Annotated in this window: 20 protein-coding genes; 7 read left to right on the plus strand and 13 right to left on the minus strand. The window is 61.6% G+C overall.

Features of this window, described 5'->3' with window-relative positions:
- Positions 1 to 108: 108 nt before the first annotated feature.
- From V6607_RS31925 to dadA, 6 genes are all read right to left on the minus strand, one after another.
- Positions 109 to 2,031 (minus strand): acetyl-CoA hydrolase/transferase C-terminal domain-containing protein, encoded by a 1,923-nt coding sequence (locus tag V6607_RS31925; protein ID WP_003208758.1) that lies wholly within the window; start codon positions 2,029 to 2,031, stop codon positions 109 to 111.
- 135 nt (positions 2,032 to 2,166) lie between these two features.
- Positions 2,167 to 2,583 carry a c-type cytochrome gene (locus V6607_RS31930; RefSeq protein WP_003208757.1) on the minus strand — a complete coding sequence of 139 codons (417 nt, stop codon included), beginning with the start codon at positions 2,581 to 2,583 and terminating at the stop codon, positions 2,167 to 2,169.
- Between the two features lie 182 nt (positions 2,584 to 2,765).
- Positions 2,766 to 3,314, minus strand: coding sequence for a cupin domain-containing protein (locus V6607_RS31935; protein WP_003208755.1), 549 nt, complete (start codon positions 3,312 to 3,314; stop codon positions 2,766 to 2,768).
- 116 nt (positions 3,315 to 3,430) lie between these two features.
- Entirely contained in the window at positions 3,431 to 4,507 is a 1,077-nt protein-coding gene (gene alr / locus V6607_RS31940) for an alanine racemase (RefSeq protein ID WP_003208753.1), read from the minus strand.
- A gap of 80 nt (positions 4,508 to 4,587) precedes the next feature.
- Positions 4,588 to 4,941: a RidA family protein gene (locus tag V6607_RS31945; protein WP_003208752.1), complete on the minus strand. Its 354-nt coding sequence runs from the start codon at positions 4,939 to 4,941 to the stop codon at positions 4,588 to 4,590.
- The gene (gene dadA, locus V6607_RS31950) at positions 4,913 to 6,214 is read right to left on the minus strand and encodes a D-amino acid dehydrogenase (protein ID WP_003208750.1); all 1,302 of its coding nucleotides are present in this window, start codon (positions 6,212 to 6,214) and stop codon (positions 4,913 to 4,915) included. Before dadA ends, V6607_RS31945 begins: the two co-directional genes overlap by 29 nt.
- A gap of 156 nt (positions 6,215 to 6,370) precedes the next feature.
- Between dadA and V6607_RS31955 the strand changes: the two genes are divergently transcribed.
- Positions 6,371 to 6,859 carry an Lrp/AsnC ligand binding domain-containing protein gene (locus tag V6607_RS31955; protein ID WP_003206849.1) on the plus strand — a complete coding sequence of 163 codons (489 nt, stop codon included), beginning with the start codon at positions 6,371 to 6,373 and terminating at the stop codon, positions 6,857 to 6,859.
- Between the two features lie 38 nt (positions 6,860 to 6,897).
- Here the strand turns inward: V6607_RS31955 and V6607_RS31960 are convergent, their stop codons facing one another.
- The gene (locus V6607_RS31960; RefSeq protein ID WP_003208747.1) at positions 6,898 to 7,251 is read right to left on the minus strand and encodes a YkgJ family cysteine cluster protein; all 354 of its coding nucleotides are present in this window, start codon (positions 7,249 to 7,251) and stop codon (positions 6,898 to 6,900) included.
- Between the two features lie 115 nt (positions 7,252 to 7,366).
- Between V6607_RS31960 and V6607_RS31965 the strand changes: the two genes are divergently transcribed.
- Entirely contained in the window at positions 7,367 to 8,659 is a 1,293-nt protein-coding gene (locus V6607_RS31965; RefSeq protein ID WP_134327523.1) for an FAD-binding oxidoreductase, read from the plus strand.
- A gap of 1 nt (position 8,660) precedes the next feature.
- Here V6607_RS31965 and V6607_RS31970 read toward each other — a convergent pair whose 3' ends face one another.
- Positions 8,661 to 8,897, minus strand: coding sequence for a DUF1127 domain-containing protein (locus tag V6607_RS31970; RefSeq protein WP_023659297.1), 237 nt, complete (start codon positions 8,895 to 8,897; stop codon positions 8,661 to 8,663).
- A gap of 165 nt (positions 8,898 to 9,062) precedes the next feature.
- On the opposite strand from V6607_RS31970, the gene V6607_RS31975 reads away from it, so the two are divergent.
- Entirely contained in the window at positions 9,063 to 10,487 is a 1,425-nt protein-coding gene (locus V6607_RS31975) for a PLP-dependent aminotransferase family protein (RefSeq protein ID WP_008439421.1), read from the plus strand.
- Between the two features lie 62 nt (positions 10,488 to 10,549).
- Positions 10,550 to 12,112, plus strand: coding sequence for a phospholipase D family protein (locus V6607_RS31980; RefSeq protein WP_003208738.1), 1,563 nt, complete (start codon positions 10,550 to 10,552; stop codon positions 12,110 to 12,112).
- A 124-nt stretch (positions 12,113 to 12,236) separates the two neighbouring features.
- Here the strand turns inward: V6607_RS31980 and V6607_RS31985 are convergent, their stop codons facing one another.
- Both V6607_RS31985 and V6607_RS31990 read right to left on the minus strand, forming a co-directional pair.
- Positions 12,237 to 13,379: an MFS transporter gene (locus V6607_RS31985; RefSeq protein ID WP_134327524.1), complete on the minus strand. Its 1,143-nt coding sequence runs from the start codon at positions 13,377 to 13,379 to the stop codon at positions 12,237 to 12,239.
- A 156-nt stretch (positions 13,380 to 13,535) separates the two neighbouring features.
- Positions 13,536 to 15,029, minus strand: coding sequence for an aldehyde dehydrogenase (locus V6607_RS31990; RefSeq protein WP_134327525.1), 1,494 nt, complete (start codon positions 15,027 to 15,029; stop codon positions 13,536 to 13,538).
- 230 nt (positions 15,030 to 15,259) lie between these two features.
- On the opposite strand from V6607_RS31990, the gene V6607_RS31995 reads away from it, so the two are divergent.
- The gene (locus V6607_RS31995; RefSeq protein ID WP_003213261.1) at positions 15,260 to 15,622 is read left to right on the plus strand and encodes a cupin domain-containing protein; all 363 of its coding nucleotides are present in this window, start codon (positions 15,260 to 15,262) and stop codon (positions 15,620 to 15,622) included.
- Between the two features lie 70 nt (positions 15,623 to 15,692).
- Here V6607_RS31995 and rpmG read toward each other — a convergent pair whose 3' ends face one another.
- Positions 15,693 to 15,848 (minus strand): 50S ribosomal protein L33, encoded by a 156-nt coding sequence (gene rpmG / locus V6607_RS32000; RefSeq protein WP_003176906.1) that lies wholly within the window; start codon positions 15,846 to 15,848, stop codon positions 15,693 to 15,695.
- Between the two features lie 11 nt (positions 15,849 to 15,859).
- Positions 15,860 to 16,093, minus strand: a complete 234-nt coding sequence (rpmB, locus tag V6607_RS32005) for a 50S ribosomal protein L28 (RefSeq protein ID WP_003213263.1) — start codon at positions 16,091 to 16,093, stop codon at positions 15,860 to 15,862.
- Between the two features lie 458 nt (positions 16,094 to 16,551).
- Here rpmB and V6607_RS32010 point away from each other — a divergent pair, with 458 nt between their 5' ends.
- A complete protein-coding gene (locus tag V6607_RS32010) occupies positions 16,552 to 18,144 on the plus strand; it encodes an ABC transporter substrate-binding protein (protein WP_134327526.1) in 1,593 nt (530 codons plus the stop codon).
- A gap of 28 nt (positions 18,145 to 18,172) precedes the next feature.
- On the opposite strand, the gene radC is transcribed toward V6607_RS32010, so the two are convergent.
- On the minus strand, positions 18,173 to 18,847 hold the full coding sequence (radC, locus tag V6607_RS32015) for a DNA repair protein RadC (protein WP_003213267.1): 675 nt from the start codon (positions 18,845 to 18,847) through the stop codon (positions 18,173 to 18,175).
- A gap of 130 nt (positions 18,848 to 18,977) precedes the next feature.
- On the opposite strand from radC, the gene coaBC reads away from it, so the two are divergent.
- A complete protein-coding gene (coaBC, locus tag V6607_RS32020; protein ID WP_003213269.1) occupies positions 18,978 to 20,186 on the plus strand; it encodes a bifunctional phosphopantothenoylcysteine decarboxylase/phosphopantothenate--cysteine ligase CoaBC in 1,209 nt (402 codons plus the stop codon).
- Positions 20,187 to 20,189: the final 3 nt, after the last annotated feature.

Raw genomic sequence — 20,189 nt, forward strand, 5'->3', positions numbered from 1 at the left:
TGTGGGAGCGGGCTTGCTCGCGAAAGCGGTGTGTTAGTCACCGGATAGGTCGACTGATCCACCGCTTTCGCGAGCAAGCCCGCTCCCACATTTGATCTCCTGTGTTTGTTAGTGCGCGGTAGCTTGTAGGCCCGCTAGCAACAGGCGCTGATACAAGTCCTCCTTCAACCCCTCCGGCTTATCCAGTCGCATCCGTACCAAATGCTCGGGAAACGCTTCCGGCTCCGGTGCATCCAGCGCCGCCTTGCCCAGCTCCAGAATCTCCGTCAGCTTGAATTTGCTCTTGAGCCAGTTCAACGCCCGCAACAAATCCCGCTCTTCATCCGTGAAGTCACTGCCGAGCGGATACTCCGGGAACAGCCGTGGATGCCGCGCCTGAATCCCCTGCAGACGCTCCGGCGTGTTGTCGGCAAACCGCGGATCCAGCTGGAAATCCTTCGGCAACTTCCCGGCCTTCTGCGCCTGTTCGATCAAATCTTCCTGGAACCGTGAGTCGGTGATATTCAGCAGCGCCTCGATTACCCTGGCATCGGTCTGCCCACGTAAATCCGCGATGCCGTATTCGGTGATGACGATGTCTCGCAGGTGCCGGGGAATCGTACAGTGCCCGTATTCCCAGACGATATTGGAACTGACCTCGCCGCCCGATTCGCGCCAGCTGCGCAGGATCAGGATCGAGCGCGCGCCTTCCAGCGCATGGCCCTGGGCGACAAAGTTGTATTGCCCGCCAACACCGCTGAGCACGCGGCCATCTTCCAACTGGTCGGCCACGCCCGCGCCCAACAGGGTCACGGTAAACGCGCTGTTGATGAAGCGCGCATCCAGGCGCTGCAAACGCTTGAGTTCTTCCTGGCCGTACAGCTCGTTGATGTAGCTGATGCGGGTCATGTTGAATTCCAGGCGCTTGCTCTGTGGCAAGTCCCGCAAACGCTCGTAAAAGCTACGAGGCCCGAGGAAGAAGCCGCCATGCACAGAGATGCCGTCGGTCTGTGCCGCTTCGTCCAGGGTGCCGGCGTTGGCCCGCTCCTGGGTCGCGACGTCCGGGTATACCTTGCGCCGCACAATCCCGGCATCGGCCAGCACCAGCAGGCCATTGACGAACATTTCGCTGCAACCGTACAGCCCACGGGCAAACGGCGCGACTCCTCCTTCGTGGCTGATCAGCGGTGCCCATTGGTACACATCCAGGTCGGTGAGCAACAGGCGATACGCCTCGTTATCGGCCTGGCGCGCCAGCAAGGCCGCAGTCAGTGCATCGCCCATGGAGCCGATGCCGATCTGCAAGGTGCCGCCGTCGCGCACCAGGGTGCTGGCGTGCAAACCGATAAAGTGATCCTGGAAACCCACCGGCATGTTCGGGGTGGAGAACAGCGTGGTGCTGTCCTTCTCGTCGATCAGGAAGTCGAACTCATCCATGCCCAGCTCGGCGTCGCCGGGCATGTAGGGCAAATCACTGTGAACCTGGCCCACCACCAGGATGGTTTCACCGGCCTCGCGGCGCTTGGCGATCATCGGCAACAGGTCGAGGGTGATGTCGGGGTTGCAGCTCAGGCTCAGGCGATCCGGATGTTCGGCGCTGCTGGCCACCAATTGCGCGACGAGGTTCAGGCCGGCGGCATTGATATCACGGGCAGCGTGGCTGTAGTTGCTGCTGACGTAATCCTGCTGCGCCGAAAGGCTGTGAAGCAAACTGCCGGGCTGCATGAAGAACTGCTGCACGTGAATGTTCGACGGCAGGCTGTCCTTGCGCAGTGCGGCGAGGAAGTCCAGCTCGGGATAGTCACCGAAGACCCGTTCGATAAAGGGCTCGAGAAAGCGCTTCTGCAAACCATCGCCCAAGGTAGGGCGACCCAGGGCCAGGGCTGTGTAGATGGTCAGCGCCCGGTCCGGCAACTTGGCGATACGCCGGTACAGCGCGTTGACGAACAGGTTGGGTTTGCCCAGGCCCAGGGGCATGCCCATGTGAATATGCGCCGGCAGCCGTGCCAGTACGTCGTCGACTGCTTGCTCGATTGAACACAACTGCACCATCCGACTTCTCCCGAACATTCCATGAATTGGGGTTGGACCGAGCTTGCCGGGTCTTTGCTGCAAAGAACAGCCTCAAAAGGCAAATCGCGGGCACAAAAAAGCCGCTGGTCAGCGGCTCTTTTGGCGAAGATCGGTTTATTTCAGACCCGACATCTTCTCGATCGCGCCTTTAAGCTCGGCATCCGAGCAATCGGCGCAGGTGCCTTTTGGCGGCATGGCGTTCAGACCGGTAATGGCCTTGGCCAGCAGGCCATCGAGGCCACCCTGATGGTCCGCGCGGTCTTTCCAGGCGGCGGTGTCACCGATTTTCGGTGCGCCCAACAGGCCGGTACCGTGGCAAGCGTTGCAGTGCTTGGCGATTACGTCATCCGGCGATTTCGCACCGCCGCCGCCGCCCGCAGCCACTGCCACTTCCATCCCCTTGCACTCTTGCCCCTGGACGCACACCTGGCCTACAGGCTCCAGGCGCTTGGCAATTTCATCATTGGTCGCAGCTTGAGCGCTGACAGCCCATAGGGCCAGTACGGTTGCTGGTGCAGCCAGCATTTTCATAATTAGGTTCACGCGTTCACCCTCAATGGTGGCTATTCACGCCTGCGGCCACGGTTTCGCAGGCGGCGAAAGTATAACGGTTAGCCCGCCCCGCCGAAACAACCCTATTAACCAAGGGGAGATTCAGCAAGACAGAATGCTGCTACGGGCGTCTCTGCGACATAGGCAGGACGCCTCTTTTCTTAAAAGTTCGCGGGTGTGGCTGCGCTGATTAGTCGCGCCGGCACTTCGAACGGATTGCGAAAACGGTGCGGCTTGGTGCTTTCAAAGTAGTAGCTATCGCCGGCTTCGAGCACAAAAGTTTCAAGGCCGACCACCAGCTCCAGGCGACCTTCCACCAGGATCCCGGTTTCCTCGCCCTCGTGGGTGAGCATCTCTTCGCCGGTATCAGCACCTGGCGGGTAGATCTCGTTGAGGAACGCAATCGCCCGGCTCGGGTGCGCGCGGCCCACCAGTTTCATGGTGACGGCGCCGTCGGAGATATCGATCAGCTCATTGGCTTTATAGACGATCTGGGTCGGTTTTTCCTGGAGGATCTCCTCGGAAAAGAACTCCACCATCGACATGGGAATGCCGCCCAGCACCTTGCGCAAGGAGCTGATGGAGGGGCTGACACTGTTTTTTTCGATCATCGAAATGGTGCTGTTGGTGACGCCCGCGCGCTTGGCTAGCTCACGCTGGGAAAGACCTTTCAGTTTACGGATGGATTGCAGTCGTTCGCCGACGTCCAATGCAGGAGCCTCCTAGGATTCAGGCGTTGTTGTAATTGAGCGTTATCATGGCGACAGCGTTCAGTATTTACAACACTTTGGCCTAAATCCCGGGATCTGCCATTCGTGGGTGCCGCTCAAGCGCCGGAATAGAGCCGTGGCACTCGGCGCAGGTTGCAGAAGATCTGGTACGGAATGGTGTCGGCGGCGGTGGCAACGTCACTGGCGAGGATGTTTTTGCCCCACAATTCGACGGTGGAACCGAGCCCGGCCTGGGGCACGTCGGTCAGGTCGACACACAGCATGTCCATCGACACACGGCCCAGCAACTGGCTGCGCTGGCCGGCCACCAGCACCGGGGTGCCGGTGGGTGCGTGGCGCGGGTAGCCGTCGGCGTAGCCCATGGCAACTACCCCGATGCGCATCGGTTTCGGGGTAATGAACCTGGCGCCGTAGCCCACAGGTTCGCCGGCCGGCAGTTCACGTACGCAGATGACTTTCGATTCGAGGGTCATCACCGGCTGCAAACGCGCGGCGATGGCCTGGCCTTCGCCAAACGGCGTGGCGCCGTAGAGCATGATGCCCGGGCGTACCCAGTCACTGGAAACGTTCGGCCAGCCCAGCACCGACGGCGAGTTGCGCAGGCTGACCTGGGCCGACAAGCCCTGGCGCGCCGCTTCAAACACCGCTACTTGCTCTTCGCTGCTGGTGCTGTCCAGCTCATCGGCGCGGGCGAAGTGGCTCATCAGCACGATCTTCGCGACTTTGCCGCTGGCCAGCAGGCGCTGGTAAGCGTCGTGATAATCCTTGGGGTGCAAGCCAACGCGGTGCATGCCCGAATCAAGCTTGAGCCAGACGGTCAGCGGCTTGCTGAGTTGCGCCTGTTCAATCGCGTCCAGCTGCCACAGCGAATGCACCACGCACCAGAAATCATGCTCGATGATCAGCGGCAGCTCGTCGGCTTCGAAAAAACCTTCGAGCAACAGCACCGGCCCGCGAATCCCGGCGGCCCGCAGCTCCAGCGCTTCCTCGATGCAGGCCACGGCAAACCCGTCCGCCTCGGCTTCCAGCGCCTGGGCAACACGCACGGCACCGTGGCCGTAGGCATCCGCCTTGATCACGGCGAGGGCCTTGGCCCCACCCGTGACTTCACGGGCCAGTTGGTAGTTATGGCGCAGGGCTTGGAGGTCGATCAGGGCACGGGCAGGACGCATGGCGGCAGGCTTCTAGGCGGCGGTGGGAAGAAAAAACCGGTACCCGCTGACAACGCAGGCACCGGGAGAGGATTTTTTGCTTACGGCAGAGCGGCCACAACCGACAGCTCCACCAGGATTTCCGGTTCGCAGAGTTTCGCTTCAACCGTGGCACGGGCCGGCGCGACGCCTTTTGGCAGCCACTTGTCCCATACCGCGTTCATCCCGGCGAAATCGGCGTCAATGTCTTTCAGGTAGATGGTCACCGACAGCAGCTTGGTCTTGTCGGTACCGGCCAGGTCCAGCAAACGCTCAATATTGACGAGGGTTTCGCGGGTCTGCTGTTCAATCCCGGCACTCATGTCGTCGCCGACCTGCCCTGCCAGATACACGGTACCGCTGTGAACAACGATCTGGCTCATGCGCTCATTGGTGAGCTGGCGCTGGATTGACATGTTTTGCAGACTCCTGGTGGTTGCCATAACGGGAAATATCGAGGCCTTCGGCACTGATTTGCGGGGTTTTCTTCGCCATCAGGTCGGCCAGCAAACGACCAGAGCCACAGGCCATGGTCCAACCGAGGGTGCCGTGGCCGGTGTTCAGGAACAGGTTTTTGAACGGGGTTGCACCCACGATCGGCGTGCCGTCCGGGGTGGTCGGGCGCAGGCCGGTCCAGAAACTGGCCTGGCTCAAATCACCGCCCTGAGGATAAAGGTCGTTGACGATCATCTCCAGGGTTTCCCGCCGACGCGGGTTCAGCGACAGGTCAAAACCGGCTATCTCAGCCATGCCACCGACGCGAATACGGTTGTCGAAACGGGTGATCGCGACCTTGTAGGTCTCATCGAGAATGGTCGAGGTCGGGGCCATCGCCGGGTTGGTGATCGGCACGGTCATCGAGTAACCCTTGAGCGGGTACACCGGCGCCTTGATTCCCAGCGGCTTGAGCAATTTCGGCGAGTAGCTGCCGAGGGCCAGCACGTAGCGGTCGGCAGTTTCCAGCTTGCCGTCGATCCACACGCCGTTGATCCGGTCACCGGCGTAGTCCAGGCGCTGGATATCTTGCTCGAAGCGGAATTCGACACCCAGTTGCTTGCACATGTCGGCAAGGCGGGTGGTAAACATCTGACAGTCGCCGGTTTGGTCGTTCGGCAGGCGCAGGGCACCGGCAAGAATATCGGTGACGCTCGCCAGGGCCGGCTCGACGCGGGCAATCCCGGCGCGGTCCAGCAGCTCGTAAGGCACACCGGACTCTTTCAATACCGCGATGTCCTTGGCAGCACCGTCCAGCTGAGCCTGCGTACGGAACAGTTGGGTAGTCCCCAAAGTGCGCCCTTCGTAGGCGATGCCGGTCTCGGCACGCAGCTCGTCGATGCAATCGCGGCTGTATTCGGACAGGCGCACCATGCGCTCCTTGTTCACCGCATAACGGCTGGCGGTGCAGTTACGCAGCATTTGCGCCATCCACAGGTACTGGTCGATATCGGCGGTGGCCTTGATCGCCAGGGGCGCATGGCGCTCCAGCAACCATTTGATAGCCTTGAGCGGCACACCCGGCGCAGCCCATGGCGAGGCGTAGCCCGGCGAGATCTGCCCGGCGTTGGCGAAACTGGTCTCCATGGCCACAGCCGGCTGACGGTCGACCACGACCACTTCAAAACCAGCTCGTGCCAAATAGTAGGCACTGGCCACGCCAATGACACCGCTACCCAAGACCAGAACGCGCATTTTTATTCCCTCATCACGGCTTGACCGCTGACGTTTGTTGTTCAGCACAAAGATGTGGGCAGTATAAAAAGCAATCACCAGTGCATTTCACTATATAACTGCCTATATTTGGCGACAATTCTCGGCAAAAACCCTTTTCACGGAGGAGCATCCCCTATGCGGACCAACACTCAGACCAAGCGGGAGCTGGACAAGATCGACCGCAACATCCTGCGCATCCTGCAGGCCGACGGGCGAATTTCGTTTACTGAACTGGGGGAAAAGGTCGGGCTGTCGACCACGCCGTGCACCGAGCGGGTCCGGCGCCTGGAGCGCGAAGGGATCATCATGGGCTACAACGCCCGGCTCAACCCGCAGCATCTGAAGGGCAGCCTGCTGGTGTTTGTCGAGATCAGCCTCGACTACAAGTCCGGCGACACCTTTGAAGAATTCCGACGCGCCGTGCTGAAACTGCCCCACGTGCTGGAGTGCCACCTGGTGTCGGGGGATTTCGACTATCTGGTGAAGGCGCGCATTTCGGAGATGGCGTCGTACCGCAAATTGCTCGGCGATATCCTGCTCAAGCTGCCCCACGTACGGGAGTCCAAGAGCTATATCGTGATGGAAGAGGTGAAAGAGAGCCTGAACCTGCCGATCCCGGATTAAGACAGCACCACAGGCCAATGTGGGAGCGGGGACATCCGCTAGACCAATACCTGACGCGTCGACGCCATGTACGCATGAATCTGCTTTTCCACCCGTGGGTGGATCAACTCCACCGGGCGGCGGTCGTTGGGGCATGGCAAGGTCGGCGTGGTGCCGAACAAGCGGCAAATCAGCGGGCGCTCGTCGTACACGGTGCAGCCATTGGGGCCAAGGTGCACGCAGTTGAGTTCGTCCATCGCCGCTTCCTGCTCGGCAGCGGTCTTGCGCGGCAGGCGCGACATTTCCTCGGGGGACGTGGTCACCGGCCCACAGCAGTCGTGGCAACCCGGGACACACTCGAACGAGGGAATCTGCCGGCGCAGCGCGTTGACTTTCTGACTGTTGCAACTCATCGACACAGGGACCGAACGGCGAATAGGCGTGGATTCTGCCCTAAAAGCCCCCGGTGAGACAGCTTCGCCCGACCGCTGTATCCTGCGTCAAATTTTCCAAACAGGGATGCTCCCCATGACCGCCAGCGCCCGGCACGCCAATTCCTACTACGCCGCAAGCAGTTTCCCGCAGCCTGATTATCCGGTGCTGACAGGTGAAATCGTGGCCGATGTGTGCGTGGTCGGCGGCGGCTTTTCGGGGCTCAACACCGCTCTGGAACTGGCCGAACGGGGTTTCAGCGTGGTCCTGCTGGAAGCCCGCAAGATTGCCTGGGGCGCCAGCGGGCGTAATGGCGGGCAACTGATTCGTGGCGTCGGTCATGGCCTGGATCAGTTCACCAACGTCATCGGCACCGAGGGCGTGCGCCAGATGAAATTGATGGGCCTGGAAGCCGTGGAAATCGTGCGCCAGCGGGTCGAGCGTTCGCAGATCGCCTGCGACCTGACCTGGGGCTACTGCGACCTGGCCAACAAACCCCGCGACCTGGAACACCTGGCCGCCGACGCCGAAGAGCTGCGAAGCCTCGGTTATCGCCACGAAGTGCGCCTGCTGCAAGCGGGCGAAATGCGCAGCGTGATCGGTTCCAACCGCTATGTTGGCGGCATGATCGACATGGGCTCCGGCCACCTGCACCCGCTGAACCTGGCTCTCGGCGAGGCAGCCGCTGCACAGCAGTTGGGCGTCCAGTTGTTCGAGCATTCCGAGGCGGTGCGGATCGATTACGGCCCGGAGGTCAACGTTCATACCGCCCAGGGCAATGTGCGCGCCAAGACCCTGGTGCTGGGCTGCAATGCTTATTTGAACGGCCTCAACCCGCATCTGAGCGGCAAGGTGCTGCCCGCCGGCAGCTACATCATCGCCACCGAGCCCTTGAGCGAAGTCCAGGCAGCCGAGTTGCTGCCGCAAAACATGGCGGTGTGTGACCAGCGGGTGACGGTGGATTACTTCCGGCTGTCCGCCGACCGACGCTTGCTGTTCGGCGGTGCCTGCCATTACTCCGGACGGGATCCGAAGGACATCGGTGCCTATATGCGTCCGAAAATGCTGCAGGTGTTCCCACAACTGGCCAACGTGAAAATCGACTACCAGTGGGGCGGGATGATCGGCATTGGCGCCAACCGCCTGCCGCAGATTGGCCGACTGGCCGACCAGCCCAATGTGTATTTCGCCCAGGCCTATGCCGGCCATGGCCTCAACGCCACCCACCTGGCAGGCAAGCTGTTGGGCGAAGCCATCAGCGGCCAGCAAAGCGGGCGCTTTGATCTGTTTGCCAAGGTGCCGCACATCACTTTCCCGGGCGGCAAGCATTTGCGCTCGCCGCTGCTGGCGCTGGGAATGCTCTGGCACCGATTGAAAGAACTGGTCTGAATCAGCCGCGCCAGAAGGGCTTCAAGCCTTCCCGGCGCGCCTGCTCGGCACTCAGGCCCACGTCTCGCAGTTGCTCGGGGGTCAGCTCCAGCAAGGTTTTGCGCGTATGCATGCGGTGCCAGAACAACGCCCATGAACTGAGTGTGGGGGCCTTGGTACGCGCCGCCATGCGCCGCTCCTGCCCGGCTTCCAGTTCCTGACTGTGTAACGCCAACCGCACATCGCTCATACCGCTCATTTTCCTGCCCCTCATTAACGTGTTGCCATGAGTACGTAGGATGAGCCGGCGCGTAAAACCATGACAGATTCAACCACCCTGTATTAAATCCATACAGATACTGCCTATCGGCCGCTGAATCCTGTATTTTCGGCCTATCTGTACTGGTAACCGGGAAGCACCGCCATGACCCTATACGTCAACCTCGCCGAACTGTTGGGCACGCGCATCGAGCAGGGCTTCTATCGCCCGGGCGACAGATTGCCGTCAGTTCGGGCCTTGAGTGTGGAGCATGGGGTCAGCCTGAGCACCGTGCAGCAGGCCTACCGCGTACTGGAAGACAACGGCCTGGCGATGCCCAAACCCAAATCCGGCTACTTCGTACCGGTGGGCCGCGACTTGCCGGCATTGCCCGCCGTAGGCCGCCCGGCCCAGCGCCCGGTGGAAATTTCCCAGTGGGACCAAGTGCTGGAGCTGATCCGCGCGGTGCCACGCAAAGACGCCATACAGTTGGGCCGGGGCATGCCGGATGTATTGTCGCCGACCATGAAACCCCTGCTACGCAGCCTCGCCCGGATCAGTCGGCGCCAGGACATGCCGGGGCTGTATTACGACACTATCCACGGCAACCTGGACCTGCGTGAACAGATTGCCCGCCTGATGCTCGATTCAGGCTGCCAACTGACGCCCCAGGACCTGGTGATCACCACCGGCTGCCACGAGGCCCTGTCCGCCAGCATCCACGCCATTTGCGAGCCCGGCGACATCGTTGCCGTCGACTCGCCAAGCTTCCACGGCGCCATGCAAACCCTGAAGGGCCTGGGCATGAAAGCCCTGGAAATCCCCACCGACCCACTCACCGGTATCAGCCTGGAAGCGCTGGAACTGGCACTGGAACAATGGCCGATCAAAGTCATACAGTTGACCCCCAACTGCAACAACCCACTGGGCTACATCATGCCGGAGTCGCGCAAACGCGCACTGCTGACCCTGGCCCAGCGCTTTGACGTGGCGATCATCGAAGACGACGTGTATGGCGAACTGGCCTACAGCTACCCGCGGCCACGCACCATCAAGTCCTTCGACGAAGATGGCCGCGTCGTACTGTGCAGCTCTTTCTCGAAGACCCTCGCACCCGGCCTGCGGATTGGCTGGGTCGCACCCGGTCGCTATCTGGAGCGTGTGCTGCACATGAAATACATCAGCACCGGCTCCACCGCGACCCAGCCGCAGATCGCGATTGCCGAGTTTCTGAAAGGTGGGCATTTCGAGCCACATTTGCGGCGGATGCGCACGCAATACCAGCGCAATCGCGACCTGATGCTCGATTGGGTCAGCCGCTATTTCCCGGCAGGCACCCGCGCCAGCCGCCCCCAGGGCAGTTTCATGCTGTGGGTGGAACTGCCGGAAGGCTTCGATACCCTGAAACTCAACCGGCTGCTGGTGGATGAAGGTGTACAGATTGCCGTGGGAAGTATCTTTTCCGCCTCCGGCAAGTACAGGAACTGCCTGCGCATGAACTACGCTGCCAAACCAACGCCGCAGATTGAAGAGGCTGTACGCAAGGTCGGCGCGACCGCCATCCGGTTGCTGGCCGAAGCGATGGACTGACCTTTTACGGGAAATAGCCGTCATATGCCGACAATCGCCCTGATTCGGAACCCATGTCATTGATGACCCACCGGCTATTACCGTTTTTCCTGCTGGGCATCCTGGCCCTGGGCGGCTGCGCCACCATCGACGCGCCACGCACACCCAGCGAGGCGCTGCCGGCCAGCGAATCTTCCTTCGGCCGCTCGATCCAGGCCCAGGCCGCTCCCTACAAAGGCCGCTCCGGGTTCCGCCTGCTGCCCAACAGCAGCGAAGCCTTCATGGCCCGCGCCGAACTGATCCGCAACGCCCAGACCAGCCTCGACTTGCAGTACTACATCGTCCACGACGGCATCAGCACCCGCATGCTCGTGGATGAACTGCTCAAGGCCGCCGACCGTGGCGTGCGCGTGCGCATCCTGCTGGACGACACCACCAGCGACGGCCTGGACCAGATCATCGCCACCCTCGCCGCCCACCCGCAGATCCAGATTCGCCTGTTCAACCCGCTGCACCTGGGCCGCAGCACCGGCGTGACGCGGGCCATGGCGCGGCTGTTCGACCTGTCGCTGCAACACCGGCGCATGCACAACAAGCTGTGGCTGGCAGACAACAGCGTGGCCATCGTCGGCGGGCGCAACCTGGGGGATGAGTATTTCGACGCCGAGCCCAACCTCAACTTCACCGATATCGACATGCTCAGCGTGGGCCCGGTGGCCGAGCAACTCGGCCACAGTTTCGATCAGTACTGGAACAGTGCCCTGAGCAAACCCATTGGTGACTTCGTCAGCAGCGCTTCCAAAGGCGACCTGGCCAGTGCCCGCGTACGCCTGGAAGATTCCCTTGCCGAGTCTCGCCAACAAAACCATGCCCTGTACAACCGCCTGCGCACCTACAAGACCCAGCCGCGCATGGACATCTGGCGCCGTGAGCTGATCTGGGCCTGGAACCAGGCACTGTGGGATGCGCCGAGCAAGGTGCTGGCCAAGGCCGATCCGGATCCACGGCTGCTGCTGACGACCCAACTGGCGCCGGAGTTGGAAGGTGTCAGCCATGAGCTGATGATGATTTCGGCTTACTTCGTGCCCGGGCAGCCCGGGCTGGTGTACCTGACCGGGCGTGCGGACGCCGGCGTATCGGTAAGCCTGCTGACCAATTCCCTGGAAGCCACCGACGTACCGGCCGTGCACGGCGGTTATGCGCCCTATCGCAAGGCGCTGCTGGAACACGGGGTGAAGCTATACGAGTTGCGCCGCCAGCCGGGAGACGGTGGCGGCAGCGGACCTCATCTGTTCCGCAAAGGTACATTCCACGGTTCGGATTCCAGCCTGCACAGCAAGGCGATCATCTTTGATCGGGAGAAATCCTTCATCGGCTCATTCAACTTCGACCCGCGCTCGGTGCTGTGGAACACCGAAGTCGGGGTGCTGGTGGACAGTCCCGAACTGGCGGAACACGTGCGCAACCTGGCACTGGAGGGCATGGCGCCCCCGTTGAGCTACCAGGCGAAGCTGCAGGATGGCCAGGTGGTATGGGTGACCGAAGACAACGGCCAACTGCACACCCTGACCCGCGAACCCGGCAGTTGGTGGCGCCGGTTCAATGCCTGGTTTGCCACATCCGTCGGGCTGGAACGCATGCTTTAAGAACAGCGACGGGACCTGTGGGAGCTGGCTTGCCTGCGATGGCGGAGTGTCAGTTTACGTATCCGGTGCTGACACTCCGCCATCGCGGGCAAGCCCGGCTCCCACAGGTGATCGCATTTCAAGTTCAGGCGGGTTGTGCGGCGCCGAACGCACCTTGGCGCAGCAACAGGATCACCAACCCCAACGCCCCCGCCGCCATCAACAACGGCAACGCATGCCCGCTGATCCACTGGCTGCCGGCACCGGCCACCAGCGGGCCGATCAGGCAGCCAATGCCCCACAGCTGCGCGATATGCGCATTGGCGCGCACCAGTGCGTCGTCGCGGTAGCGCTCGCCAATCAGGATCAGCGACAGGGTGAATAACCCGCCGGCGCTGGCCCCGAACAGCACCCACACCGGCCAGATCATCAGCGTATCGAGCAACAGCGGAATCGCCAGGCTCGTCACCAGCAGCATCAGCGCGCAGCCGAGAAACAGCGTGCGCCGAGGCAGGTAGTCCGCCAGCGCGCCAATCGGCAGTTGCAGCAACGCATCACCGACCACCACCGTGCTGACCATCGCCAGAGCAATCTCGGCGGTGAAACCCTGTTGCAGGCAATACACCGGCAACAACGTAAGAATCATCGCCTCGAATGCGGCGAACAACGCCACCGCCCAGGCAATCGCCGGCAAGCCCTGGCAGAAGCGCAGCAGGTCGCCAAAGGTCACGCTGAAAGACTCGGCAGTCGGCGCACCGGTGCGGCCCAGCAGCAGGATCGGCGAGCACGTCAGCAGGCCGACACCCACCCAGAAGCCAATGTCGTTGTCCGTACCCAGCGCGCCTAGCAGCAACGGGCCCGACAGCTGGCTCAAGGCATAGCTGCAGCCATACAGCGCCACCAGACGGCCGCGCCAGCGCTCGATCACCAGTTGGTTGATCCAGCTTTCGCCGAGGATAAACACGATGGTCAGGATCACCCCGATCATCAGCCGCAACACCAGCCATACCGGGTAGCTGGGCAATACCGCCAGCAAGCCGATGGAAATCGCCCCCGCCCACAGGCACAGGCGCATCAGGTTCGCCGTGCCCAGGCGCGAGGCCAGGCCGCTGGAGACCTTGGCACCCAGTAGCACACCAAAGGCCGGCATCGCCGCCATGACTCCGATGGCGAAGCTGCCATAGCCCCAGCTTTCCAGGCGCAGGGACACCAGCGGCATGCTCACGCCCAAGGCCAGGCCCACGCTCAAGACCGACGCCAACACGGCGAAATAGGTCGCCCAACGCATTTCCACGCTCCTGTGGATGATTTGGAGATCACACAAAACAGTGTGGGAGCGGGCTTGCTCGCGAATGCGGTGTACCAGTCAATACATCAGCGACTGTGATACCTCATTCGCGAGCAAGCCCGCTCCCACATTTTTTTCAGCGGTGTTCCTGGAGGCTTACAACTTGATCCAGGTCGCCTTCAGCTCGGTGTACTTGTCGAACGCGTGCAGCGACTTGTCGCGGCCGTTACCCGACTGCTTGAAACCACCGAACGGTGCGGTCATGTCGCCGCCATCGTACTGGTTGACCCATACGCTGCCGGCACGCAGGGCCTTGGCAGTCAGGTGCGCCTTGGAGATATTCGACGTCCACACCGCAGCGGCCAGGCCGTATTGGGTGTCGTTGGCGATCGCAATGGCTTCTTCCACGCTGTCGAAGGCAATCACCGACAGCACCGGGCCGAAGATTTCTTCCTGGGCGATCTTCATGGCGTTGGTCACGCCGTCGAAAATCGTCGGCTCGACATAGGTGCCACCGCTTTCCTGCAGCGTGCGCTTGCCGCCGGCCACCAGCTTGGCGCCATCGGCATGCCCGGCTTCGATGTACGACAGCACGGTGTTCATCTGCTGGGTGTCCACCAGCGCACCGACCGAGGTGGCCGGGTCCAGCGGGTTGCCCGGCTTCCAGGCCTTGAGGGCCTCGATCACCAGCGGCAGGAATTTATCCTTGATCGAACGCTCCACCAGCAGGCGCGAACCGGCGGTGCACACTTCGCCCTGGTTGAAGGCGATGGCGCCAGCCGCGGATTCGGCGGCGGCTTGCAGGTCCGGGGCATCGGCAAACACGATGTTCGGGCTCTTGCCGCCAGCTTCCAGCCAGACGCGCTTCATGTTCGACTCGCCGGAGCGAATCAGCAGTTGCTTGGCGATCTTGGTGGAACCGGTGAACACCAGGGTGTCGACGTCCATGTGCAGCGCCAGGGCGTTGCCCACGGTATGGCCATAACCCGGCAGCACATTGAACACGCCTTTCGGGATGCCGGCTTCAACCGCGAGGGCAGCGATGCGGATGGCGGTCAGCGGTGATTTTTCAGACGGCTTGAGGATCACCGAGTTACCGGTGGACAACGCCGGCCCGAGTTTCCAGCAGGCCATCATCAGCGGGAAGTTCCACGGCACGATGGCCGCAACAACGCCGACGGGCTCACGGGTCACAAGGCCCAGCTGGTCGTGAGGGGTGGCTGCGACTTCATCGTAGATCTTGTCGATGGCCTCGCCGCTCCAGCTCAGCGCTTGCGCCGCGCCTGGGACGTCGATGTTCAGGGAGTCGCTGATCGGCTTGCCCATGTCCAGGGTTTCAAGCAGTGCCAGCTCTTCGGCGTTGGCCTTGAGCAGGCCGGCGAAACGGATCATGGTGGCTTTGCGCTTGGCTGGCGCCAGGCGCGACCAGGCACCGGAATTGAACGTGGCACGGGCGTTTTCTACGGCACGCTGGGCGTCGGCGACGTCACAGCTGGCAACGGTTGCCAGCAGGCGACCATCGACTGGGCTCAGGCATTCGAACGTGTCGCCGGAAACGGCGGCGGTGTATTCGCCATTGATGTAGGCGCGGCCTTCGATCTTCAGATCCTTGGCGCGTTGTTCCCAGTCGGCACGGGTCAGGGTGGTCATGCGAGTGTCCTCCTCTTATTGAATACAAGGGCCGGGCGATGTACCCAGGCACCTTCGAAGAATTCTTGCCCTGCCAGCCAGCTGTTCGGCTCAAGGCAGCTGCCACCCTAAACCAGCGGCGATGGATGTTTCAATATATTTGACATAACGGCAGCAAACGCCCTTGCGATGTTCATTTTAATAAACATAGACTTTGAGCTCTCCAACCGCAGGCCAGACGGGACACGCCCATGAACATCCAGAATATCGTCGACTTCAGCCAGGCCAGGACCGAGCCTGATCGCTACCGTCCGGCTGCGGAGAAAATCCTCAAGGGCGACCCGGAGCAAACCGTCTACAACCACTACAACAGTCCGTGCGGCCAGATGAGCGCCGGGGTCTGGGAAGGTGAAGTCGGACAGTGGAAGGTCAACTACACCGAGCATGAGTATTGCGAGATCGTGCAGGGTGTTTCGGTGTTGCGCGATGCCGACGGCAACGCCAAGACCTTGCGGGCCGGTGATCGCTTCGTCATTCCGGCCGGCTTCAGCGGCACCTGGGAAGTGCTGGAACCCTGCCGCAAGATCTACGTGGTGTTCGAAGAAAAGGCCTGATCATTTATCAGGCACAAAAAAAAGCCCGCATCGTGAGATACGGGCTTTTTTTCACAAGAAAGAAAACCAATTACTTGATTTTGCCTTCTTTGTAGATCACGTGCTTGCGAACGCGCGGGTCGAACATTTTCTTTTCGAGCTTGTCCGGGGTAGTACGCTTGTTCTTGTCGGTAGTGTAGAAGTGACCAGTACCGGCGCTAGAGATCATTCGAATCAATTCACGCATGATTTAGCTCCTTAGATTTTGCCGTCGCGGCGCAGTTCGGCCAGCACGACAGTGATGCCGCGCTTGTCGATAACACGCATGCCTTTGGCAGATACGCGCAGACGAACAAAACGTTTCTCTTCTTCAACCCAAAAGCGGTGATGCTGCAGGTTTGGCAGGAAACGACGACGGGTTTTGTTGTTTGCGTGGGAAATGTTATTCCCAGTCACCGGACCCTTACCGGTAACTTGACAGACTCTCGACATGCCTCAGCCCTCTAAAACCACATGCCCAACCCGGCATGGGTTGGCCGCTTAATCTCTCAGTCATTTGGCGCCAGGCGCCGCGTTTCTTTAGGGTCTTACCGGCTACACCTACTAGCGAAGGAACCGGGCCCCTAGAAAAGAGCGCTGCTTTATACCAGAAAGACCCCAGTGCAACAACAGGCCGTGTACTTTTATACGCGTAAATCCAGGCCATGGACGCCTGAACCGTTGCCAGGGTGGGCCGCTATAGAAGCTAACCGCTCGTCGCACAGAATGATTTACAGCGCCCGCGCGCACTGCAAAGTGCTCGGCAAAACGACCTGAGGCGCCATCAAAACAGTATTTGCGGCAAAAGCACAGGCAAAAATGGGCTAGTCATTTGTCAATCAGCCCACTACGGTAGGACTTTTCCAGACTGCACTCGCAGATGGGCCTTCGATCTGCAAAGGAAACCGAATATGCGCCTCGCTGCCCTACCGCTATTGCTAGCCCCTCTTTTTATTGCTGCACACGCCCAGGCGGCCACGACCCTGAGCGTCTGCACCGAAGCCAGCCCCGAAGGCTTCGACGTGGTGCAATACAACTCGCTGACTACCACCAACGCTTCGGCAGACGTATTGATGAACCGCCTGGTGGACTTCGACGCCACCAGCGGCAAGCTGGTCCCGAGCCTCGCGGACAGCTGGGAAGTATCGCCGGACGGCCTCACCTACACCTTCAAGCTGCACCCAGACGTTAAATTCCACCGCACTGACTACTTCACGCCAAGCCGCAGCCTGACCGCCGAAGACGTGCGCTTCAGCTTCGAGCGCATGCTCGACCCGGCCAACCCCTGGCACAAGATCGCCCAGAGCGGCTTCCCCCACGCCCAGTCGCTGCAGTTGCCCACGCTGATCAAGAAGATCGACGCCCTCGACCCGCTGACCGTGCGCTTCACCCTGGACCACGCCGATTCGACCTTCCTCGCCGCCTTGAGCATGGGCTTTGCCTCGATCTACCCGGCGGAATATGCCGACAAACTGCTCAAGGCCGGCACCCCGGAGAAGCTCAACAGCCAGCCTATCGGCACCGGGCCGTTCATTTTCGGGCGCTTCCAGAAGGACGCGACGATTCGCTACAAGGCCAACCCGGATTACTTCGCCGGCAAGCCTGCGGTAGATAACCTGATCTTTGCGATCACCCCGGACGCCAACGTGCGCCTGCAGAGACTGCGTCGCGACGAGTGCCAGATCGCCTTGTCGCCCAAGCCCCTGGATATTGATGCCGCCCAGAAAGACGCCGACCTGAAGATCGAGAAAAACGCGGCCTTCATGACCGCGTTTGTCGCCATCAACAGCCAGCATCCGCCACTGGACAAGCCGGAAGTTCGCCAGGCAATCAACCTGGCCTTCGACAAGGCCAGCTATCTGAAGGCCGTATTCGAAGGCACCGCCGAAGCCGCCAACGGCCCTTACCCGCCCAATACCTGGAGCTATGCCAAGGACCTGCCGGGCTATCCGCAGGACATTGCCAAGGCCAAGCAACTGCTGGATCGCGCCGGGCTCAAGGATGGCTTCAAGACCACAATCTGGACCCGGCCTTCGGGCAGCCTGCTGAACCCCAACCCCAGCCTGGGCGCCCAACTGCTGCAGGCAGACCTGGCCAAGGTCGGCATCCAGGCTGAAATCCGCGTAATCGAGTGGGGCGAACTGATCCGCCGCGCCAAGGCCGGCGAGCACGACCTGCTGTTCATGGGCTGGGCCGGTGACAACGGCGACCCGGATAACTTCCTGACGCCGCAGTTCTCCTGTGCGGCCGTGAAGTCCGGGACCAACTTCGCCCGCTACTGCGACCCGGCGCTGGACAAGCTGATCAGCGCCGGCAAGACCACCAGCGAACAAGGCGTGCGCAGCAAGCTGTACCAGCAGGCCCAGGCGCAGATCCAGCAACAGGCGCTCTGGCTGCCACTGGCGCACCCGACCGCGTTTGCGCTGACCCGCAAGAATGTCGAGGGGTATCAGGTGAGCCCGTTCGGGCGCCAGGATTACTCCAAGGTCAGCGTCAAGCCCTGACCCCTGCCAGGGGCTGGCATGCCAGCCCCTACATCCACCCAAATTCCGCCATCGACAGCGGGTCACCCTCCCCCACAATGATGTGGTCCAGCACACGCACGTCCACCATCTCCAGCGCCTTTTGCAGCACCTTGGTCAATTTTCGATCAGCGATGCTGGGCTCGGGGCTGCCGGAAGGATGGTTGTGGCACAGGATCAGCGCCGCGGCGTTGTAGTCCAGCGCGCGCTTCACCACTTGTCGCGGGTAGACGATGGCGTTGTCGATGGTGCCTTGAAACAGCTTTTCGAAACCCAGCACTCGATGCTTGGCGTCGAGAAACAGGCAGCCGAATATCTCGTGAGGCTCGTGGCGCAGCAGTGCCTTGAGGTAGTCGCGCACGGCCTCCGGGCTTTCCAGCACCGAATCGTTGCGCAGGCGTTCAGCCAAATGACGGCGCGCCATCTCCAGTACGGCTTGAAGCTGGGCGAACTTCGCCGGCCCCAACCCCAAATGCTGGCTGAACACCGGCTGCCTCGCCTCCATCAGCGCCCGAAGGCTGCCAAATTGCGCCAGCAGATGGCGCGCCAGGTCCACGGCACTTCTGCCGGACACCCCGGTGCGCAGGAAAATCGCCAGCAATTCCGCGTCGGAAAGGTTCTCCGCTCCCAGCTCCAACAGCTTCTCCCGCGGACGCTCTGCCGCAGGCCAATCGCGAATACTCATGGCACCTCCGTGTGCATGTGCGCCGCTGTTGCATGGCGGACGCTGTGGTATCTTAGGCCATCTTTTTGCGTGCGATTTCACCTGGGGAGGGGGCATCGCAACGCCATCACTGAACTGGAAAGGCAAGCCAATGCAGCGTCTGTATCGGAAACGCATCGTTCTCGGCGTCGGCGGCGGCATTGCCGCCTACAAGAGCGCAGAGCTGGTTCGCAGGCTTCTCGACCAAGGCGCCGAAGTGCGCGTGGTCATGACCCGTGGCGGCAGTGAATTCATCACCCCGTTGACCATGCAGGCCTTGTCCGGCCACCCGGTTCACCTCGACCTGCTGGACCCTGCGGCCGAAGCCGCCATGGGCCACATCGAGCTGGCCAAGTGGGCCGACCTGGTGCTGATCGCCCCGGCCACCGCCGACCTGATCGCCCGCCTGGCCCAAGGCATTGCCGACGACCTGCTGACCACCCTGGTACTGGCCACCGACGCCACCGTCGCGATCGCCCCGGCCATGAACCAGGCCATGTGGCGCGACCCGGCCACCCAGGCCAACACCCAACTCCTGCAAAGCCGCGGCCTCAAGGTTTTCGGCCCGGCCTCCGGCAGCCAGGCCTGCGGCGACGTGGGCATGGGCCGCATGCTCGAAGCCACCGACCTGGCCCAATGCGCCGCCGACTGCTTCCAGCACCTGGCCCTGACCGGCAAGCACGTGCTGATCACCGCCGGCCCGACCCAGGAAAACATCGACCCGGTGCGCTACATCACCAACCATAGCTCAGGAAAAATGGGCTTTGCCCTGGCGGAAGCGGCGGTCGAGGCAGGCGCCCGTGTGACGTTGATCACCGGCCCGGTGCATCTGCCGACCCCGGATCGCGTCACCCGAATCGACGTAGTCAGCGCCCGCGACATGCTGGCGGCCTGTGAAGCGGCGATTCCCTGCGACCTGTTCATCGCTTCGGCTGCGGTAGCGGACTACCGCCCCGAGGTGGTTGCGCCGCAGAAACTCAAGAAAGACCCTACAAGCGGCGACGGCCTGCTCCTGCAAATGGTCCGTAACCCGGACATCCTGGCGACCATCGCCACCCGTGAGGACCGCCCGTTCAGCGTCGGTTTTGCTGCCGAAACCGAGCATTTGCTGGACTATGCCGCACGCAAATTGAAAGACAAAAACCTCGACCTGATTGTCGCCAACGATGTCGCCAACCCGAGCATCGGCTTCAACAGCGAGGAAAATGCCATCAGCGTGATCGACCGCGAGTTGCACGCTACCGTTTTCGCCCAGACCAGCAAGGGCAAGATTGCCCGCCAACTGATCTCTTTTATCGCCCAACGGCTGAATCAGGTTTAATTT

The organism is Pseudomonas sp. KK18, from assembly GCF_037094675.1.
Taxonomy (GTDB): domain Bacteria; phylum Pseudomonadota; class Gammaproteobacteria; order Pseudomonadales; family Pseudomonadaceae; genus Aquipseudomonas.

Coding starts and splice junctions, on each gene's coding strand:
- rpmB (WP_003213263.1), bottom strand. CDS start 16,093: ATGTCGAGAGTCTGTCAAGTTACCGGTAAGGGTCCGGTGACTGGGAAT.
- V6607_RS31965 (WP_134327523.1), top strand. CDS start 7,367: ATGACCGCCAGCGCCCGGCACGCCAATTCCTACTACGCCGCAAGCAGT.
- V6607_RS31945 (WP_003208752.1), bottom strand. CDS start 4,941: ATGTCAATCCAGCGCCAGCTCACCAATGAGCGCATGAGCCAGATCGTT.
- radC (WP_003213267.1), bottom strand. CDS start 18,847: ATGAGTATTCGCGATTGGCCTGCGGCAGAGCGTCCGCGGGAGAAGCTG.
- coaBC (WP_003213269.1), top strand. CDS start 18,978: ATGCAGCGTCTGTATCGGAAACGCATCGTTCTCGGCGTCGGCGGCGGC.
- V6607_RS31930 (WP_003208757.1), bottom strand. CDS start 2,583: ATGAAAATGCTGGCTGCACCAGCAACCGTACTGGCCCTATGGGCTGTC.
- rpmG (WP_003176906.1), bottom strand. CDS start 15,848: ATGCGTGAATTGATTCGAATGATCTCTAGCGCCGGTACTGGTCACTTC.
- V6607_RS31925 (WP_003208758.1), bottom strand. CDS start 2,031: ATGGTGCAGTTGTGTTCAATCGAGCAAGCAGTCGACGACGTACTGGCA.
- V6607_RS31985 (WP_134327524.1), bottom strand. CDS start 13,379: ATGCGTTGGGCGACCTATTTCGCCGTGTTGGCGTCGGTCTTGAGCGTG.
- V6607_RS31980 (WP_003208738.1), top strand. CDS start 10,550: ATGACCCACCGGCTATTACCGTTTTTCCTGCTGGGCATCCTGGCCCTG.
- V6607_RS31960 (WP_003208747.1), bottom strand. CDS start 7,251: ATGAGTTGCAACAGTCAGAAAGTCAACGCGCTGCGCCGGCAGATTCCC.
- dadA (WP_003208750.1), bottom strand. CDS start 6,214: ATGCGCGTTCTGGTCTTGGGTAGCGGTGTCATTGGCGTGGCCAGTGCC.
- V6607_RS31970 (WP_023659297.1), bottom strand. CDS start 8,897: ATGAGCGGTATGAGCGATGTGCGGTTGGCGTTACACAGTCAGGAACTG.
- V6607_RS32010 (WP_134327526.1), top strand. CDS start 16,552: ATGCGCCTCGCTGCCCTACCGCTATTGCTAGCCCCTCTTTTTATTGCT.
- V6607_RS31975 (WP_008439421.1), top strand. CDS start 9,063: ATGACCCTATACGTCAACCTCGCCGAACTGTTGGGCACGCGCATCGAG.
- V6607_RS31955 (WP_003206849.1), top strand. CDS start 6,371: ATGCGGACCAACACTCAGACCAAGCGGGAGCTGGACAAGATCGACCGC.
- V6607_RS31990 (WP_134327525.1), bottom strand. CDS start 15,029: ATGACCACCCTGACCCGTGCCGACTGGGAACAACGCGCCAAGGATCTG.
- V6607_RS31995 (WP_003213261.1), top strand. CDS start 15,260: ATGAACATCCAGAATATCGTCGACTTCAGCCAGGCCAGGACCGAGCCT.
- alr (WP_003208753.1), bottom strand. CDS start 4,507: ATGCGTCCTGCCCGTGCCCTGATCGACCTCCAAGCCCTGCGCCATAAC.